Source organism: Methylocystis rosea SV97 (assembly GCF_000372845.1).
GTDB classification, from domain to species: Bacteria; Pseudomonadota; Alphaproteobacteria; order Rhizobiales; family Beijerinckiaceae; genus Methylocystis; species Methylocystis rosea.
In genome coordinates this window covers 799,087-816,833 of record NZ_KB889963.1, presented here as the reverse complement: position 1 = coordinate 816,833, position 17,747 = coordinate 799,087, and the positions used below count along the sequence as shown (strand labels likewise).

The 17,747-nt window shown below is 64.5% G+C and carries 12 protein-coding genes; 3 read left to right on the top strand and 9 right to left on the bottom strand.

Features of this window, described 5'->3' with window-relative positions; genetic code table 11:
* Positions 1 to 4: 4 nt before the first annotated feature.
* Both A3OO_RS0104340 and A3OO_RS0104335 read right to left on the bottom strand, forming a co-directional pair.
* Complete coding sequence (locus A3OO_RS0104340) at positions 5 to 1,135, bottom strand: PA0069 family radical SAM protein (RefSeq protein WP_018406612.1); 1,131 nt, start codon at positions 1,133 to 1,135, stop codon at positions 5 to 7.
* A gap of 157 nt (positions 1,136 to 1,292) precedes the next feature.
* Positions 1,293 to 2,726 (bottom strand): homospermidine synthase, encoded by a 1,434-nt coding sequence (locus A3OO_RS0104335; RefSeq protein ID WP_018406611.1) that lies wholly within the window; start codon positions 2,724 to 2,726, stop codon positions 1,293 to 1,295.
* Between the two features lie 151 nt (positions 2,727 to 2,877).
* On the opposite strand from A3OO_RS0104335, the gene A3OO_RS0104330 reads away from it, so the two are divergent.
* Positions 2,878 to 3,855, top strand: a complete 978-nt coding sequence (locus A3OO_RS0104330; protein WP_018406610.1) for a CHAD domain-containing protein — start codon at positions 2,878 to 2,880, stop codon at positions 3,853 to 3,855.
* A 259-nt stretch (positions 3,856 to 4,114) separates the two neighbouring features.
* Here A3OO_RS0104330 and A3OO_RS0104325 read toward each other — a convergent pair whose 3' ends face one another.
* Positions 4,115 to 7,573, bottom strand: a complete 3,459-nt coding sequence (locus A3OO_RS0104325; RefSeq protein ID WP_018406609.1) for an acyl-[ACP]--phospholipid O-acyltransferase — start codon at positions 7,571 to 7,573, stop codon at positions 4,115 to 4,117.
* A 193-nt stretch (positions 7,574 to 7,766) separates the two neighbouring features.
* Between A3OO_RS0104325 and A3OO_RS0104320 the strand changes: the two genes are divergently transcribed.
* Both A3OO_RS0104320 and A3OO_RS0104315 read left to right on the top strand, forming a co-directional pair.
* Positions 7,767 to 8,414: a TetR/AcrR family transcriptional regulator gene (locus tag A3OO_RS0104320; protein WP_051080377.1), complete on the top strand. Its 648-nt coding sequence runs from the start codon at positions 7,767 to 7,769 to the stop codon at positions 8,412 to 8,414.
* 25 nt (positions 8,415 to 8,439) lie between these two features.
* Positions 8,440 to 9,180, top strand: a complete 741-nt coding sequence (locus tag A3OO_RS0104315; RefSeq protein ID WP_018406607.1) for a sulfite exporter TauE/SafE family protein — start codon at positions 8,440 to 8,442, stop codon at positions 9,178 to 9,180.
* A 16-nt stretch (positions 9,181 to 9,196) separates the two neighbouring features.
* Here the strand turns inward: A3OO_RS0104315 and A3OO_RS0104310 are convergent, their stop codons facing one another.
* From A3OO_RS0104310 to glgX, 6 genes are read right to left on the bottom strand one after another with little or no spacing between them, the layout of a single operon-like run.
* Positions 9,197 to 9,793: a DsbE family thiol:disulfide interchange protein gene (locus A3OO_RS0104310; RefSeq protein ID WP_018406606.1), complete on the bottom strand. Its 597-nt coding sequence runs from the start codon at positions 9,791 to 9,793 to the stop codon at positions 9,197 to 9,199.
* Complete coding sequence (ccmD, locus tag A3OO_RS0104305) at positions 9,790 to 9,948, bottom strand: heme exporter protein CcmD (RefSeq protein ID WP_018406605.1); 159 nt, start codon at positions 9,946 to 9,948, stop codon at positions 9,790 to 9,792. Before ccmD ends, A3OO_RS0104310 begins: the two co-directional genes overlap by 4 nt.
* Positions 9,945 to 10,709, bottom strand: coding sequence for a heme ABC transporter permease (locus tag A3OO_RS0104300; protein ID WP_018406604.1), 765 nt, complete (start codon positions 10,707 to 10,709; stop codon positions 9,945 to 9,947). Before A3OO_RS0104300 ends, ccmD begins: the two co-directional genes overlap by 4 nt.
* A gap of 49 nt (positions 10,710 to 10,758) precedes the next feature.
* Complete coding sequence (locus A3OO_RS0104295; RefSeq protein ID WP_018406603.1) at positions 10,759 to 12,123, bottom strand: S41 family peptidase; 1,365 nt, start codon at positions 12,121 to 12,123, stop codon at positions 10,759 to 10,761.
* Positions 12,120 to 13,472: a murein hydrolase activator EnvC family protein gene (locus tag A3OO_RS0104290; RefSeq protein WP_245257100.1), complete on the bottom strand. Its 1,353-nt coding sequence runs from the start codon at positions 13,470 to 13,472 to the stop codon at positions 12,120 to 12,122. Before A3OO_RS0104290 ends, A3OO_RS0104295 begins: the two co-directional genes overlap by 4 nt.
* Complete coding sequence (gene glgX, locus A3OO_RS0104285; protein ID WP_018406601.1) at positions 13,447 to 17,667, bottom strand: glycogen debranching protein GlgX; 4,221 nt, start codon at positions 17,665 to 17,667, stop codon at positions 13,447 to 13,449. Before glgX ends, A3OO_RS0104290 begins: the two co-directional genes overlap by 26 nt.
* Between the last annotated feature and the right edge of the window lie 80 nt (positions 17,668 to 17,747).

The window sequence follows — 17,747 nt, the reverse complement described above, 5'->3', positions numbered from 1 at the left end:
GGGCTCAGAAGAGGCTCAGCTGTTGCGGCGCGCGACGCGGCGGCTCGAACAGATCCGTTCGCAATCTTGTTTTCTGCGCAAAACCGAGCCGGGCGGCCGCGAGCTCAAAACGCCGGCCGATCATCCAGGCGTAGGGCCCCTCGCCTTTCATGCGGGTACCGAAGGACGCATCGTAAAGCTTGCCGTCTCGCGTCGAGCGCACGAGCGCGAGGGCTCGGCGGGCCCGGTCAGGAAAATGCGTCGCCAGCCATTCGGTGAAGAGATCGCGCAATTCGAGCGGCAGGCGCAGCAGCACATAGCCAGCCTCGCGAGCGCCGGCGGCGTGCGCCCGCGTCAAAATCCGCTCGATCTCGTCGTCATTGATGGCGGGAATGATCGGCGCCGTCATCACCGCCGTCGGCACGCCGGCGGCGCTGAGCTTCTCCAGCGCATCAAGCCGCAGTTCCGGCGTTGCGGCGCGCGGCTCCATCAGGCGCGCGAGCTTTCGGTCGAGCGTCGTCACCGAGATCGCGACCTTCGCGAGGCCCTTGGCCGCCATTGGCGCGAGCAGATCGAGGTCGCGCAGGACGAGCGCGGACTTCGTCACGATGCCGACCGGATGATTGGCGCGCGCCAGCACTTCGAGGATCGAACGCATCACGCGATGGCTCTTCTCGGCGGGCTGATAGGGATCGGTGTTGGTGCCGATGGCGATCGTCTTGGGAACGTAGCGCGGCGCCGACAATTCGCGTTCGAGAAGCTGCGCCGCGCCTTCCTTGACGAAGATCTCGGTCTCGAAATCAAGGCCGGGCGAAAAGCCCATATAGGCGTGCGTCGGCCGCGCGAAACAATAGACGCAGCCATGCTCGCAGCCACGATAGGGGTTGATCGAGCGATCAAAGGAAATGTCCGGCGAATCATTTCTGGTGATGATCGTGCGCGGCTTCTCGACGTGGAAATTCGTCTTGAGCGCCGCAAGGCTCTCGAGCGAGCCCCAACCGTCGTCGGCCTCCTCGCGAGTCTCCTTTTCGAAACGGCCGCTGCGCTTCGACAACACGCCGCGTCCGCGCCGGCGATCGGCGTCGATGAGGGCCGCAGCGTCGATCGGCTGCGGCGCGCCTTTGATTTCTACCGATGCCTGAGCCGCACGCCCCATGTCCGCAACCTCTGCCCAGAGTCGCCCCGAGCATCGCCGTGACGACCGCTCAGAACTGACGCTAAGTCAGAACATATAGAGAACATTAAAGTGAGGCAAGCGGCTATCTAACGAAAAAGCGCGCCGAGAGCTCCGCGCGCATGTTGGGGCGCGCGCCCTAGCGCACCAGAATATTTTTGAACTGCCACGGATCGCTTTCGTCGATGTCTTCCGGGAACAATCCGGGACGCCCTTCGAGCGGCGTCCAATCCGTGTAGTAGCCCTTCACCGGGCCGAGATAGGGCAGTTGCACTTCGAGGCAGCGCTTGTAGTCGACCTCGTCGGCTTCGACGATTCCCGCCTGCGGGTTCTCCAGCGCCCAGACCATGCCGGCGAGCGCCGCCGAACTCACCTGCAGGCCGGTCGCGTTCTGATAGGGCGCGAGATCGCGCGTCTCCTCGATCGAGAGTTGCGAACCATACCAATAGGCGTTCTTGGCGTGGCCGTAGAGCAGCACGCCGAGCTCGTCGATTCCATCGACGATCTCGTGTTCGTCGAGGATCGTCCAGCTCTCCTGCATCTTCCCGGCGGCGCCGAACATCTCGTGCAGAGAAAGCACGGCGTCGTCGGCTGGATGATAGGCGTAGTGACAGGTCGGACGATAGATCGCCTGACCCTTATCGTCGCGCAGGGTGAGATAATCCGCGATCGAGATCGACTCATTGTGAGTGACGAGGAAGCCATATTGCGCCCCAGGGGTCGGGCACCATGAGCGCACGCGCGTATTGGCGCCGGGCGACAGCAGATAGATCGCCGCGCCGCAGCCGGAGGGATGCGTGCGGCCGATGTCGGGCAAAGATTTTTCATGCGTGCCCCAGCCGAGTTCGGCGGGCTGCAGGCCCTCGGAAACGAAGCCTTCGACCGACCAGGTGTTGACGAAAACATTACGCGGCTTCGGATTGCGCGCGCGCTGGGTGTCGCGTTCGGCGATGTGAACGCCCTTGACGCCGAGCTTTTGGGCGAGCGCGCCCCATTCGGCGCGCGTCGCCGGCTCCTTGTCGAAAGCGCCCGTGTCGCGCGCGATATCGACGAGCGCCTGCTTCACGAACCAGGACACCATGCCGGGATTGGCGCCGACGCAGGAAACCGCCGTCGATCCGCCGGGATTTTTGCGACGCTCCTCGAGCACCGTCTCGCGCAGCGCATAATTGGTGCGCGCTTCATTGGACATGGTCTTGTCGAAGTAGAAGCCCGGCCATGGCTCCACCACCGTGTCGACGCACAGCGCGTTCAATTCGCGCGCGAGTTTGATGATCGCAAGCGAGGAAACATCGACCGAGAGATTGACGATAAAGCCCTGGCCTTCGCCCTTCGTCAGCAGCGGGGTCAAGACTTCGCGATAGTTCTCCGGCGTGAGTTTGGTTTTGAGAAAAGCGATGCCGCGCTCGTCGAGCAGACGGCGATGCGTATCGACCGGGTCGATGACGGTGAAGCGCGATTTGTCGAAATCGAAATGGCGCTCAATCAGCGGCAAAATGCCTCGGCCGATGGAGCCGAAGCCGATCAGCACGATCGGACCGGTGATTTTGCCGTAGTTTGGCCAAGTCGACATGAGGCGCAGCTCCCGAGAAAGTTATTGCGCTGCGATAAAGCAAGCGTGGACGTATTAATCAAGAGCTTGAGCAAGCGCCGCCGGCGCGCTTAATGTGGCGCCGCCCGCGCCGGACCCTATGTGTGAGATAAATCTGCAGTAGAGCGTCTGTATGGAGCGTTCGACAGAACCAGCGAGAACATCCGCGCGCGACAGCGCGCGGGAGTCCGATTCCACCAATGCGCCAGCGGCGATCAAGGCGCAGCCGATCGAGCTCTCGGACGATGAAACGCTCGAGGACGCCGCGGTCGAAATTTTCTCCGCTTCGCTGCAACATTTCCTGGCCAATGTTCCGCTTCTGCAAACATCGAGCGCGCGAGAGAGCGTGCATCAGATGCGCGTCGCCTTGCGCCGCCTGCGGGCGGCGATCGGCCTGCTGCGGCCGGCGCTCGGCGGACCTTCGCTCGAAACCGCGGGCGAACGCGCCAAAACTCTTGCGTCCGTCCTCGGCGGGGCGCGCGATTGGGACGTCTTCGCCGCTGCCTTGAACGCCGATCCACGAGAGGCGCTTGGCGACGATCCGAGCTTTCACGCGCTAACTGACTCCGTCGAGGCGTTTCGCGACAAGGCCTATCGCGCGGCGCATGAAGCGGTTTCTTTGGACGAGACGGCGCAGTTCATTGAAGACTTGCGCCTGACGCTCGAACGGCGCGACTGGGAGGTCCAGCCTGAGATGCGCGCGCGTGTCTCCGCATGCACATTCGCCGCGCATGCCTTGACTCGGCTGCGGAAGCGGCTGCTGAAGAAAAGCAAAGCGTTGGCGACGCTCTCGGCCGAAGAGCGTCATAAAGTCCGCATCGCGCTCAAGAAGGCGCGCTATGGCGCAGACTTTTTCGAAAGCCTTTTTGAAGACCGCAAAGCCGCCCGCGCTTATTTGCGCGCGCTCGGCGACATGCAGGACCAGCTGGGCGTCTTCAACGATATGGAGGTCGCTAACGGCCTGCTGGACCGGATCGATGCGGAGAATCCGGCGGCCGCCCGAGCTTCGGGCTTTATTCGCGGCTGGTTGGCGCACGCGGCGCGCCAAGGCGGCGATCACGCCAAAAAGAGCGAGAAGCGGCTCAAGAAGCTTGCGCCGTTTTGGACGTAATCTTCAGCGCTCCACGAACACGCCGTGACGCCAGCGGCCCTTCGTCCTTCGAGACGGCCTCTTCGAGGCCTCCTCAGGATGAGGGGCCGTGGGTTGCGCAAACGACATATTGGCAGGCGCCCCAAGTTGGAGCGCATCAATTAGCGCGCCATAAGCGGTCCTCATCCTGAGGAGCCGCCGAATGGCGGCGTCTCGAAGGACGAGGGCCGCGACGCCAAGCGCGCTCGCTCATTATCTCGACGGTGGTGGCGGCCGCACCTCAAACCAAGATCGCGGCGTTTCCGTCGATGCGTCCCTGCAGGCCGTTGGGCAGGCGCGGATTGGGTAGAATGTAGCGCCCGCGCTCGCGCACCATTTTTGTCACCGCCGCGAAATCGAGCTTGCCGGAGCCCAGAAGCGGCACCTGCTCCACAAGCATGATTTCCGCTGGAATCATCAGGTCGGAGGCGCCCTTCGACTTGGCGAAGGCCTGGAAATCGGCGCGCGTCGCGTCCTTCTGCTGCGTGATAAGAGTGATTCTCTCGCCCTTGCGCGGATCGATCTCGGTCGCCGCCGCCGACAGCGCGTTTGGCCAAAGTTCCGCCGCCAGCTGTTCAATCGCCGCGAGCGACACCATCTCGCCGCCGACCTTGGCGAAGCGCTTGGCGCGACCCTTGATCGTCACATATCCCTGCGCGTCGATGGTGACGATATCGCCCGTGTCATGCCAGCCGTTCTCCGTCGGCTGCACCACCCCGGGCTTGTCGGTCTTGAGATAGCCCATCATCACATTGGGACCCCGCACCAAGAGCCTGCCGCCGTCCTCCACGCCTGGAACGGGCTCAAGCCGATGTTCGACGCCCGGCATCAGGCGTCCGACGGAGCCGAATCTGTTGAACATCGGCGTGTTGAGCGCGAGGACCGGCGACGCTTCCGTCACGCCATAGCCTTCAAGGATGCGGACGCCGAACTTCTCCATCCACAGATCGCGCGTCGATTGCTTCACCGGCTCGGCGCCGGCGACGACATAACGAATCGACCGGAAGTCATAAGCGTGCGCCGCACGGGCGTAACCGGCGAGAAAAGTGTCCGTGCCGAAAAGAATCGTGGCGTTTGAGCCGTAAACGAGTTCCGGCACGATGCGATAATGCAAGGGCGAGGGATAAAGATAGATCGGAACGCCGGAGATCAGCGGCAGCGTGAAGCCGATCGTCAGACCGAAGGAATGGAACATCGGCAGCACGTTGAAGACCTTATCCGTGCGTCCGAAGTCGATGCGCGCCGCGGCTTGGGCCGCATTGGCGAGCATGTTTCGATGCGACAACGCCACGCCCTTTGGCGCGCCTTCCGACCCCGAGGTGAAAAGTATCGCCGCCATCTCCTCGGCCTTGCGCGGGGCGACGGGTTTGCGGAAGCGTCGGAACGCGTCCAGCCTGTCGGCAAAGGAGATGCGCGCGCGCATGTCTTCGAGATAGACGAGCGCTACTTTCTCTTCGATCGCAGCGACGAGCTTTTCGAGCTTGGCTTTCTCGATGAAGCCGCGCGACGTCAGAATCGTCCTCGCCTGCGCCGCCTCGCAGCCCGCCAGAATATTGGCGGCGCCGGCGGTGAAGTTGATCATCGCCGGCGTGCGGCCGGCCGAAATGACCGCGAGGAACGCTATTCCCGCGCCATTGGCGTTCGGCAGCATCAGTCCGATCGCGTCGCCCGGCCTTCCAATGCGCGCAATCTTGCCGGCGAGCGCGCGCGTTCCGATCAGCAGCCTGCGATAGCTGAGCTTGCCGGCGACCGGATCTTCGAGTGCGACGCGCGACAGCCCATGCGTGCGCGCGGCTTCAACGACGGCTTCAAAAAGCGTGCGATCGGCGTTGGTCGCGCGGAAGACGAGATCCGACATGATCTGATAGAGCGCCGCGCCGGCCGCCATCCGCCGCGCCTTGCCTTTCAGCGCGTCATCGACCGTGAGGCGGATCGGTTCGAGCACGGTGAGCGTGAATTTCGGAAACCAGCGCCGGCGCGCCTGTTCGCGCGTCAGCCGCGAGAACATCGTCGCCTCGGCGCCGTCGATGTGCACCGGGACGACCATCGCGCCGGATTTTTCCGCGATCAGCCCCGCGCCGTCATAGACTTTCATCAGACTGCCGGTGACCGTAAGCCGGCCTTCCGGGAAGATGACGAGCGGGTTTCCGTCCTTGACCGCATTGATGAGCGCGCGCGCGCCAAGCGGATTGGCTGGATCGAGCGGGATCACGCGCATGAGTTTCAGAAACGGCTTCGCCCACCATGTCTTCGAGATCGCGCGGTCAACGGCGAAGACCGGCTGCTTTGGCATGACGGCGAAAATCGCCGCGGCGTCGAGAAAGCTCACATGGTTGAGCGCGACGATCGGATTGGACCCCGCCTTCTCGAAATTCTCGAGTCCCTTAACCTCGAGACGGTAGAAGGCGCGAAAATAGATCGAGAGCAGATCCTGCAAAGGCGACGCGACGACCGCCTTGACGATCCAGATCGAAGCGACGAGCGCGACGACGGCCAGGCCAATCAGGAGCGCCGCGAAAGAGACGCCCAAGCTCTGCAGACCCGCAACCCCGACGCCGCCGAGCGCCATGAAGGCGGCGTTCTGCACATTCACGGCGGCGATGGTGCGGGCGCGCTGCTGAGGCGCGCTCTGCGCCTGAATGGCGGCGAAGGACGGCACGATCATCAGTCCGCCCGCGAGCGCGAGCAGTGAAAGATCGATCGCGGCGCGCCAGGCGAGCGGCTGAGCAAAATAGGCCTGCGTCGACAGCGCCGTCGCTGCGGCGGGCGCATTCGAAAGCAGCAGCGCGAGGCCGAGGTCCGCGGACGCAAAAGCGACGAGCGCCGCGCCGACGGCAGAGGGCAGCAGCACGATCTTGCCCTTAAGCAGGAAGGCGGCGAGCCCCGATCCGATGGCGATGCCCACGGCGAACAGCGCCAGATGAATGCTGACGAGGATCTCCGCGCCATGCAACGTCTGGGTGATGAGCGAGGGCGTCAAGGACATGGCGACGGAGCCGAACAGCCAGAAGAGGCTCGTCACCACGGCCAGCCGCCGCAGCTCTCGTTGACCGCGCAAATGCCGCAGCAATTTGAAGGTTGAGCGGAAGACGTTGGCGTCGATCGCAAGATCGGGATCGGCGCGCCTCGTTGGGGGAATCAGCCACGCCGCGCCAAGCGCCAGCGCCGCGACGCCCATGACTCCCGCGGCGAGGATCACTCCGTCGCCGACATGCAACGCCATGCCGCCAGCGACCGTGCCGCTGAGAATCGCGAAAAATGTCGCGCTCTCGACGAGCGCATTGCCCGCCGGAAGTTCCTCGCGCGTCAGATGGTCGGGCAAGATGCCGTATTTGACGGGGCCGAACAGCGCGCCGGTGGCGCCGAAGAGAATGAGCGCGCCAAAGAGCGTGGGGATATTGGCGAACAGAAAGCCGGTCGCGGACAATGCTGCGACGGCGATCTCCGCGACGCTGAGCCAGCGCACGACGCGCGCCTTGTCGTATTTGTCGGCGAATTCGCCGCCGATCGCCGACAGAAGAAAGAACGGCGCGATGAAGGCCGCGCCGGCGAGCGTAACGAGCGACGCGCCGCTCTCGGCCGCATGCGCCAGTATCAAGAGAACCAGGGCGTTCTTCAGGAAATTGTCGTTGAAGGCGGCGAAGAACTGACGCCAGAACAATGGCGCGAAACGCCGAGAAGCGAGAAGCGAATGCGTCATGTCGAAGCTTCCGGGAGGTGCGTCGTGACTTTCGCCGATCACCCTTAAGGATCGGTCAAACCGGACGCGTTGCAATGGGCGTGGCGATCGGCGTTGCAATCGGGTCGAAGGTCAGCCTTTCGCCATGAACTATGTTCAATATGGAGACTGCAGCGCTTTTGCTCTGCCGTCAACAAGAAAATGAACGGTGTTCATGCCGAATTGGGAGACGCCTTTGAACGAGAAGAACGCCGACGCGGGAGCCGACCGCCGGACGCAATTGCGTGACCGGCTTATCGACATCGCGCAGGAAACGGTGGCGGCGCAGGGCCTCGACGGACTTAAGGCGCGCGATCTCGCCGCCGCGGCCGGTTGCGCTCTCGGCGCGATCTATACCGCTTTTCATGACCTCGACGAGCTGATCCTGCGGGTTAACGCGCGCACGCTGGCGCGCCTGGAGCTCGCGCTCGACGCGGCCTTCGTGGACGCTGAGGCGGAGCAGGCGCTCGAAGCCATGGCGCGGGCCTATCTGAGCTTTGCGAGAAAAGAGGAGCCGAGCTGGCGCGCGCTGTTCGAGCACCGATTGCCCCCTGGCGCGCCCGTGCCGGCCTGGTATGCGGACGATCGCAACCGCCTGTTCAGCCGGTTGGACGCGCCGCTTGCGCAACTGCTGCCAGGCAAGGACGCGACGGCGCGCGCCGCACTCGCGCACACGCTGTTTTCGGCCGTGCATGGAGTCATCGCGCTAGGGCTCGAGGAGAAGATCGCTGAGACCCCGCCAAAGTTGCTGGATGAGCAACTCGGCGTGCTGATACGACTTCTCGCGGCGGGACTGATGATGGAGTCGGCCCGCTTGATTTGAGCCGCGCGAGCTGACATAGGCGCGCATGGCTTTCATTCTGCTGTTTGCGGTAGCGACCTGGGCGGGCGCGCAGAATGCGCTTGCCGGCGGCGGCTCGTTCCTCACGCTTCCCGCCCTGATGTTCACGGGCATGGACGCGCTGGCCGCCAATATCACGTCATGTGCGGCGCTGTTTCCGGCGCAGGTCGCGACCGGCTGGACCGGCCGCAAACTGGCGAGGGGCGCCAACGGGCTTTCGCTGCGCACGCTGTTCGTCATCAGCATCGTCGGCGGCGCCGTCGGCGCGGCGGTGTTGCTTGGCACGCCGCGCGGACTCTTCGCGCGCCTCGTGCCATGGCTCGTGCTCTTTGCGACGGTGGTCTTCGCCTGGGGAAGTTTCTTCCGCAAGCCCGTCGAAACGCATAGCCATCTCGGCAGGCCGCGCGCGGCCCTCGCGCAATTTCTGATTTCGGTTTACGGCGGCTATTTCGGCGGCGGCATCGGCTTCCTCATGGTCGCCGCGCTGACCATGGCCGGACAGGGCGTGCGCGTCGCCAGCGCCACCAAAAATGTTTTGGCCGGCGTCATGAACGCCTCCGCCGTCACGATCTTCCTGTTCTCGCCGGATCTGCACTGGCCGCAGGCGCTGGTGACGAGCGTGGGCGCGACGATCGGCGGCGTCGCCGGCGCCCGCCTGATCCATCACATCGACGAAAAAATCCTGCGCATCTTCATCGTCGTGGTCGGCGCGGCGCTGACCGTCGGCCTCTTCCTCAGAGCGCCATAATCCCGGCTCGACGCGTTCAGCGCGTCGTGGCCGCTCCGCCCGCCATCGCTTTTTCAATTTCCGGAATGAGGGTCGTCGCAATGGCGGAAGGCGTCAGCGGTCCGACGAACTTATAGGCGATCGTGCCGTCGCCCTTGATTACGAAAGTCTCGGGCACGCCGTAGACCCCGAAGTCGATCGCCGTGCGGCCGGCAGGATCGACGCCGACGCGCGCGAAAGGATTGCCGCCCTCCTCAAGGAAACCTAAGGCCTTGGTCGTTTCATCCTTGTAGGAGAGCCCGTAAAGCTCGACGCCTTTGGCCTTGAGCGCTTCGTCGCCGGCGATCGCCATGAGCGCCGAATGCTCCTGTCGGCAGGGCCCGCACCAGCTGGCGAAGACATTGACAAGACTCACGTGACCCTTGCGCAAATCTTCGGTCGAGAGACCGGGAACGCCGGCCAGTCCTTCAAGCGCCGGCAGATCGAAAGCCGGCGCCGGCTTGCCGATCAGCGCCGAGGGAATGCGCGAAGCGTCGCCCGAGAAGAGCCGCACAAGGAAGACGAGGGCCAGCAACGCGAAGAGCGCCAGCGGCAGAAAGCGCAGCGCAGAGCGCGGCGCGACGGCGTCGCTCACGCGCCCTCTCCTTCATCGCGCGCGCCAGCCGCGCCAAAGCGCGCCAGCGCTGCGCGCAGGCGGCGATGCTCAAGGACGATGCGCAAGGTCACGACGCCGAGCGTCGCGGCCGTCACGCCATAGGCGGCGGCGATATAGAACCAGTGATCGCTCACTCGGCGGCCTCCATGCTTTCGTCGGCGGCGATTTCGCCGGCGCGGACGGCCTGCATCGAAAGGCGCGCGAGGCGTCGCCGCAGGATCTCGTTGCGGATCGCCATGATATGCAGCGTCGAAAACAGCAGCGTCGCGGCGAGCGCCATGACGATAAGCGGCCACAGCATCGATCCGGAGATCGCCGGTCCGTCAATGCGAAACACCGAGGCCGGTTGGTGCAGCGTATTCCACCAGTCGACCGAATATTTGATGATCGGAATGTCGATCGCCCCGACGAGCGTCATGATCGCCGCGATGCGCGCGCCGCGGGGCGTGTCGTCCATCGTCTGCCTGACGGCGATGAGGCCGAGATAGAGAAGAAAAAGAACCAGCATCGAGGTGAGGCGCGCGTCCCACACCCAGAACGTCCCCCACATCGGCTTGCCCCACAGCGAGCCCGTGACGAGGCAGATGAAGGTGAAAGCGGCGCCGAGGCTGGCGGCGGTTTTCTGCGCCGCGTCGGCGAGGGGATGACGCCACACCAGAACGCCGAGCGACGCCGAGGTCATCACGATATAGGCGAAGATCGCAAGCCAGGCGGACGGAACATGGATGTACATGATCCTCACGGTTTCGCCCTGCTGATAGTCGGGCGGCGCCGTGAAGGCGCCGTAGAGCCCGATCGCGAGCAGAAGCGCCGTGGCGCTTGAGAGCCACGGCAACGCGCGTTCTGCGAAACGCAGAAAGCGCGTTGGATTAGCGTAAGTGGACAGAAAGGTCATCGACCGCCGGAAACTCCCGCCGACCGTCTAAGCCGCACGGCCATCACCGTCAATTGGCGGCCTTGGACGGCGGCTTGGTCGTGTCCTTGGCGACTTCCTTGGACTGTTCGGCGAGGATCTGCGCCCTCGGCTTGCCGTGCAGAAGCTCGACCGCGGCCGTGAGCTGCTTGTCCTTCGCCTCATCCGGCGGGACATAGGCTTGCGAGCCGGTCTTTTCCTCGTCGCCAGTCTTGAGATGGCCCTTCAGCGACGCTTCGCCCTTGGTGTCGTCCTTGCCCTTAAGCTCGTCCGGCACGTCCTGCAGGATGATCATGTCGGGATCAATGCCCTTGGCCTGGATTGTGCGGCCGGACGGCGTGTAATAGCGCGCCGTCGTCAGCCGCAGCGCGCCGCTCGAACCGCCAAGCGGAATGATCGTCTGCACCGAGCCCTTGCCGAAGGACCGCGTCCCGATCAGCGTCGCGCGCTTATGATCCTGCAAAGCGCCGGCGACGATTTCGGACGCCGAGGCCGAACCGCCGTTGATCAGCACGACGACAGGCTTGCCCTTCGACAGATCGCCGGAGCCGCGGGCGTTGTAACGCTGGGTTTCGTCGGCGTTGCGGCCGCGCGTCGACACGATCTCGCCCTTGTCGATGAAGGAGTTGACGACCTGGATCGACTGATCCAGCAAGCCGCCCGGATTGTTGCGCAGATCGAGGATGTAGCCTTTGAACTTGTCGGCCGGGATGTCCTGCTGCGCCTTGGCCATGGCGGTGCGCAGGCCTTCCGCGGTCTCTTCATTGAACTGCGAAATGCGGACATAGGCGATGTCGTCGCCCTGTTTACGCGAGCGCACGGATTTGATGTGGATCTCGGCGCGGACCAGCTTGACCTCGACCTTATCCTTGTTCTTGCCGCGGAACAGCGTCAGCTTGACTGGCGTGTTGATCGCGCCGCGCATTTTGTCGACGGCCTGATTGAGGGTCATGCCCTGCACGGTCTCGTCGTCGATGGCGCCGATCAGATCGCCGGACATGATCCCGGCGCGCGACGCCGGCGTGTCGTCGATCGGCGTGACGACCTTCACGAGCCCGTCTTCCTGGGTGACCTCGATGCCGAGGCCGCCGAATTTGCCCTCGGTCTGCGTCCGCATGTCCTTGAAGGCCTTGGCGTCAAGGTAGCTCGAATGCGGATCGAGCGAGGTCAGCATGCCGTTGATGGCGTTTTCGACGAGCTTCTGCTCATCGGGCTTTTCGACATAGTCGGCGCGCACCTTGTCGAACACGTCGCCAAACAGGCTGAGGTTCTTGTAGGTGTCGGCGGAAGCGGCTTGAGCCGGAGCGCCGATGACGGCGCGCGCCTGCTGGCCAAGCGTGGCGCATCCCGCTCCAATTGCGATTCCTGTGGCGATAAGGGCTGTTTTGCGAATCATCCGCCGACCTTCCGACTGTCTGACTTTGCCCACCATGGGCCCGAGTCGATTGACGCTCCGTCCTTGCGGAACTCAACATAAAGAATGGGTTGTTTCGCGCCGATTGCGATGGTCGCCGCGGTTTGCGCGGCTCCGTCTCCCATGCTGGCAACCGGCTCACCTGCGAGAACGAACTGTCCCACGTTCACATTGGTGCGACTCATGCCGGCCAGGACCACATAATAACCGCCGCCGGCATTAATGATCAAGAGTTGTCCGTAACTTCGGTAAGGCCCTGAAAAAGCGATCCATCCGTCGCAAGGGGCGATAACCACCCCATTCTCGCGCGCCGCGATCGACAGGCCCTTCTCCTTGCCGCCAAAACCGTCGGGCGCGCCGAAACGCCGCACGACCGATCCCGAGGCCGGGGCCGGCAGCCGGCCTTTAAGATCAATGAAAGCGACGGCGGGCGCAAGTCGCGCCGGATCCTTGAACGGCGCAGACAACGCTTTGAGCCGCTCCCGCTCGGAAAGCATCGCTTGAGCTTTGGCGCGCTCGTCGTCGGCCTTGCGCGCCGACTCCGCCGCGCGCCGCGCCGCCGCGCTGTCCGCCTCCATGCGCGAGATCAGGTCCTTGAGGCTGGTGGCGCGCTGCGCCAGCGTGCGCGCGCGCTCCGTCTCCGCCTGCAAGGCGCTTTGCGCGGTGGAAAGCGCCTCCTGACGTTCCCCAATCATCGGCGCGAGCCTTTCGCGCTGAGCGGTGAGACTCGCTTGCTGCTCCGCGAGGCGTTCACGCTCGCGCCGAACGCCATCGCGCACCTGCTCCAGTTCCGACAGATCGCGCTGCAGCTGGCGCGCTTCGGCGCGCATTTGCGGCAACAGGGCGCCGAGCGCGAGCGACGCCCGGACGGCCTCGAGAATCTCGTTCGGGCGCGCGATCAGCGCCGGCGGCGGCTTACGGCCCATCCGTTGCAGGACGGTAAGGATCTCCATGATCAATCCGCGGCGGCTCTCGAGCGAAGCGACGATCTTGCGCTCGCTCTCGGTAAGCGTCGAAAGCCGCTCTTCGATCTCGGCCGCGCGCCCTTCCGTCTCCTGCAGCCGCAGCGTCGATTCGATGAGCGCGCCATTCAGTCGTTCGCGCGCGGCGGCGTGATCGACAAGCTGCTCTTCAAGTCGACGCGCGCGCTCCTGGGCGGCGCCCATCGTGTCTTCGACGCCGCGCAATTCTTGTTGCTTTGACGAGATGTCCTTTGCGTCAGGACCTTGTTGTTCGGCATGCGCGGAAAATGCGACAGAAATCGCAAAGAGCGCCGCAGAGATGAGCCCGCGCTCCGTGGCTTCGTTACCCGCCATGCTCGAAACGCTCATGTCCGTCCGCGGCATCAATGTCGCCCGGAGGCCGATATGCGCCGGGAATCGCGTCCACATTGCGGCAAAGCCCGGCGAGGATCGCGCGGGCGCGGCGCGAATCAAAGAGCGCGTCGATCGATTCTGGCCGTCTGCGTCGCCAGTTCAAGCGTTCGCAATCGGTGCCGGGCAAGTTGATCGCCTGCGTTTCGCCCGCAAGGTCATCGAGTTGCGCCATGGCGAGTAAGGATGGCGTGCGCGCGATGAAGGCATGGAGCGCCCGAGCCAAGGCGTCGTCGAAGACGCTTGATGGGTGATGCGCGCCGTCGATCAGCGCCTGTGCGCGAAGCGCGTCGAGAAGCGCGTCCTTTTCCGCGCGGCGCGCGGCGCGGGCCGCTTCGGCCGTGTCGCGCGCGATCAGCCCCAGGGCTTGCTTCTCGGCGATGTCCGCCGCCGCCCACCAGCCTTCGAGCGTCGGCAAGTCATGCGTTGAAACGCAGGCCATGGCCTTCTTCGGATAGTGCGTCGGCGACGCGAAGCCCTCTCCCGAACGTTCGAACCATAGAACCCGGTAGCTCAGCACGTCGGCGCGTTCGATGCGCTCGCGGAATCCCCATGGCGCCGTGCCGAGATCTTCACCAACGACGACGCATTGCGCGCGTTTGCTTTCGAGCGCGAGCTGACCCAGCAAGGTCTCCAACGGGTAATTGACGTAAGCGCCGGCCGCAGGATTTTCGCCGTCCGGAATGACGAAAAGCCGCGCCAGGCCCATGACGTGGTCGATGCGCAGCGCGCCCGCATGGCGCATGTTGGCGCGCAGCAGCTCCGCGAAATCGTCGCCGCCGCCTTTTTCCATTTCGATCGGATTTGGCGGCGGCAATCCCCAATTCTGGCCCTCCCGACTGAAGGCGTCGGGCGGCGCGCCGACCGAGAAGCCGTCGACGAAACTTCCCGCGCGGCTCCAGTTCTCGGCGCCGTCGGGCGCTGCGCCGATGGCGAGATCGCGGCAGAAGCCGAGCGACAGGCCGGCGGCGCGCGCATCTTGCGCCGCATGTGAAAATTGCGCATCGGCGAGCCATTGCAGAAATTGGTGGAATTGGACGCGCGTCGCATGTTCGCGCGCGAAGGCGGTCAACGCCGCGGCGCGTCCTTCGCGCAGCTCTTGCGGCCAGATCCGCCAGCTTTGACCGTTGCGCGCCTCGCTGATCGCCTCGAAGAGGCAGAAACGCGCGAGCGCCGCGCCGCCTTGTGCAATAAAGCGTGCGAATGAAACGACAAGCGCGGCGTCGGGCTGGCGGCGCGAGAGATCGAGGAAGACTTCAAAAGCGCGTTCGAGCGCGGCCATCTTCAGCGCATGAACGCCGGGATAGTCGACATCGGCGGCGGCGCTGAGAGCGGCCGCGGCGCTCGCGTCGAAATCAATCGGCGCGCCGAGCATGCGCCCCAATCCGGAGACATCAATATAGAGCGGATCGAGAAACCGCCGGTCGGACGGATAATACGGGCTGACGCGCGTGCGGTCTTGCGCAAACAAGGCGTGCAGCGGATTGATCGCGATGAGCGCAGCGCCGGCCCTGGCGCCGGCGCGCGCGAACTCGGCGAGAGTCGAGAAGTCGCCGATCCCCTGATCGCCCTCGCGGCGAACGGAATAGAGCTGTGCGGAGAGACCAAATTCGCGGCGCGCGTCGTGAGGCAGATAGCAGCCCGGCGGCGCGACAGTGAGCGCACAGTCTTCGCCGCCCTCGATCGACAAATGATGACGACCGGAGGGCATCGGCGGCAGTCGCGTTTCGACGCCGTCGCAGCGCCGGCCATCCAATCCGCGCCATGTGACCGGCGCGGCGTTCTCCGCGCGCAGGGCGATGCGCGAACAGCTTCCGTCTTCCTGCGTGACGACGATCCAGCCCGGCGTGCGGCCGTTGCGCGCGGCGAGCCGAAGCGTGAAGGGCTTGCCTTCCTGCGCCGACAGACTCGCTGGCGGCACGCGTCTGTCGCGAAAGTCGGAAAGCCGCGCGAGACTCTCGCGCGCGTCGTTGAGCGTTCCGGCCGGAAAGCCCAATTGCGCCAGCAGCGCGCAAACCGTCTCGCGCGGGACGTCGTGTTGCGCGCCTTCCACATCTCGCCATTGTCGTTCAACGCCCGCCGCTGCGGCGAGACGCGACAACATTTCTTCCGAAGCGGGCGCAGTAGACCGGCGCCGCGCGTAGCTTTCCTCGATCAGAAGCGTCACGGAGCGCGGCGCGACGGAAATGCTTTCTTCAACGTCTCCGCTTGCGCCGTCCTTCGCCGAATTGAACGCCAATCTCCAGCCGCGATTGTCCCGGGCGGGCGGCGGCCGCACGACAATTTCGTCAGGCCCACGATGCAGAATGACGATGACGCGATCGTCTTCGGCATAAAGCGCGGCGACAAGCGTTTGCGCCTCGCCGTCGCGCCAGTCGTCTTCGCGCATCGGCGCGCCGTCGGGACACAACCATTCGACGTCGGGGATGAGCGAAGCATCATGCGGCGCGCCGTCGAGAAAACGGTCTTCGTGTAATGCCGCGTGTCGCTTGCGCAGCGCGATGAGCTTCGCCGTCGTCGCGATCAGTCCTTCGTCGGCGCGCGCCCAATCGATCCATGAGAGGGCATTGTCCTGCGCATAGGCGTTATTATTGCCGGACTGCGTCTTACCCAACTCCGCGCCCATCGCCAGCATCGGCGTTCCGCGAGAGAAAAGCAGCGTGGCGAGCAGATTGCGCGCATCCCGCGCGCGCGCCGCATGGATCGCGGCGTCGTCGCTTTCGCCTTCGACGCCATTGTTCCACGAAAGATTATGGTCGGCGCCGTCGCGGTTCTCTTCGCCGTTCGCTTCATTGTGTTTATGCGCGTAAGAAACGAGATCGCGCAACGTGAAGCCGTCATGCGCCGTAATGAAATTGACGCTGCGCGACGGACGCCTGCCCGAAAACACATCTTGCGAGCCGGAAAAGCGCGTCGCGAGTTCGGCGACGCCGCAGGAGTCGCCGCGCCAGAAACCGCGCGCGCTGTCGCGATAGCGATCGTTCCATTCGGCGAAGGGCTCGGGAAAATCGCCAAGCCGATAGCCGCCCGGGCCCATGTCCCAAGGTTCGGCGATGAGCTTTAAGTCCCGCAGCACGGGGTCCTGCAAGATCGCCGAAAGCAATGGCGCGTCGCGATCGAACCCCGAGGGGCGACGCGCGAGCGTCGTCGCGAGATCGAAGCGAAAGCCATCGACGCCGCCATAGAGCGCCCAGGCGCGCAGCGCATCCATGATGAGCCGCACCACAGGCGCGCGCTCGCAGTCGAGAATATTGCCGCAGCCGGAGTCGTTCACATAGCGCGCGGGATCATCGGCGAGCCGATAATAGCTGGCGTTGTCCAATCCTCGGAAAGAAACCGTCGGACCGAATTCGTCGCTCTCGCCGGTATGGTTGAAGACGACGTCGAGAATGACTTCGAGCCCGGCCCCGTGAAGTCTGGCGACGGCTTCCCGAACTTCACGCCATCCGCCCGGCGCGAGACGCGGGTCGGGCGCCATCATGGCGATGGGATTATAGCCCCAGTAGTTGGAAAGCCCGAGCGGCGGCAGATGGCGCTCGTCGATCCAGGCAGCGCACGGCAAAAGTTCGAGCGTCGTGACGCCGAGTCGCGTCAGATGTGCAATCGGAGCGTCATGCGCGAGACCGGCGAAAGTCCCGCGCAGATGTGGCGGGATGTCGGGATGCGTCGCGGTGAAGCCCTTGACGTGAAGCTCATAGATGATCGTATGGCGCCAGGGATGCTTTGGCCGCAGCGGCTCCGCGGGGACTGGCTTCGTGAAAATGGATTTCGGCAGATGCACGGCGCTATCAGCGTGCGCGGCGTCGCCATAGGCGAAGAGCGACGGATGCAGCGTGAAGGCGCGATCAAGCGCCAGCGCATAAGGATCGACGAGCAGTTTCGCCGGATTGAAGCGATGGCTGGTGTTTGGCGCGTCGGGTCCGTAGGCGCGAAAGCCGTAGCGCTGGCCTTCAGTGAGGCCCTCGACATAGCCGTGAAAAACGTCGCCGCTGCGCGCGGGCAATTTTATACGGGCGATTTCTTCGTCAGCGTCATCGAAGAGACAAAGTTCGATCGCCTCGGCGTGAGCCGAAAACACCGCGACATTCGCGCCGCTCGCGTCCGGCGTGACGCCAAGCGGCTCCGGCGCGCCATCGGTGAGGCGGCCGATCATACCCCCTCCCCAACCCTCCCCCGCTGCGCTTCGCTTGCGGGAGAGGGAGGAAGACGCGGCGCATGTTGCACACCGCGCGC

Coding starts and splice junctions, on each gene's coding strand:
- A3OO_RS0104340 (WP_018406612.1), bottom strand. CDS start 1,135: ATGGGGCGTGCGGCTCAGGCATCGGTAGAAATCAAAGGCGCGCCGCAG.
- A3OO_RS0104335 (WP_018406611.1), bottom strand. CDS start 2,726: ATGTCGACTTGGCCAAACTACGGCAAAATCACCGGTCCGATCGTGCTG.
- A3OO_RS0104330 (WP_018406610.1), top strand. CDS start 2,878: ATGGAGCGTTCGACAGAACCAGCGAGAACATCCGCGCGCGACAGCGCG.
- A3OO_RS0104325 (WP_018406609.1), bottom strand. CDS start 7,573: ATGACGCATTCGCTTCTCGCTTCTCGGCGTTTCGCGCCATTGTTCTGG.
- A3OO_RS0104320 (WP_051080377.1), top strand. CDS start 7,767: ATGCCGAATTGGGAGACGCCTTTGAACGAGAAGAACGCCGACGCGGGA.
- A3OO_RS0104315 (WP_018406607.1), top strand. CDS start 8,440: ATGGCTTTCATTCTGCTGTTTGCGGTAGCGACCTGGGCGGGCGCGCAG.
- A3OO_RS0104300 (WP_018406604.1), bottom strand. CDS start 10,709: ATGACCTTTCTGTCCACTTACGCTAATCCAACGCGCTTTCTGCGTTTC.
- A3OO_RS0104295 (WP_018406603.1), bottom strand. CDS start 12,123: ATGATTCGCAAAACAGCCCTTATCGCCACAGGAATCGCAATTGGAGCG.
- A3OO_RS0104290 (WP_245257100.1), bottom strand. CDS start 13,472: ATGAGCGTTTCGAGCATGGCGGGTAACGAAGCCACGGAGCGCGGGCTC.
- glgX (WP_018406601.1), bottom strand. CDS start 17,667: ATGATCGGCCGCCTCACCGATGGCGCGCCGGAGCCGCTTGGCGTCACG.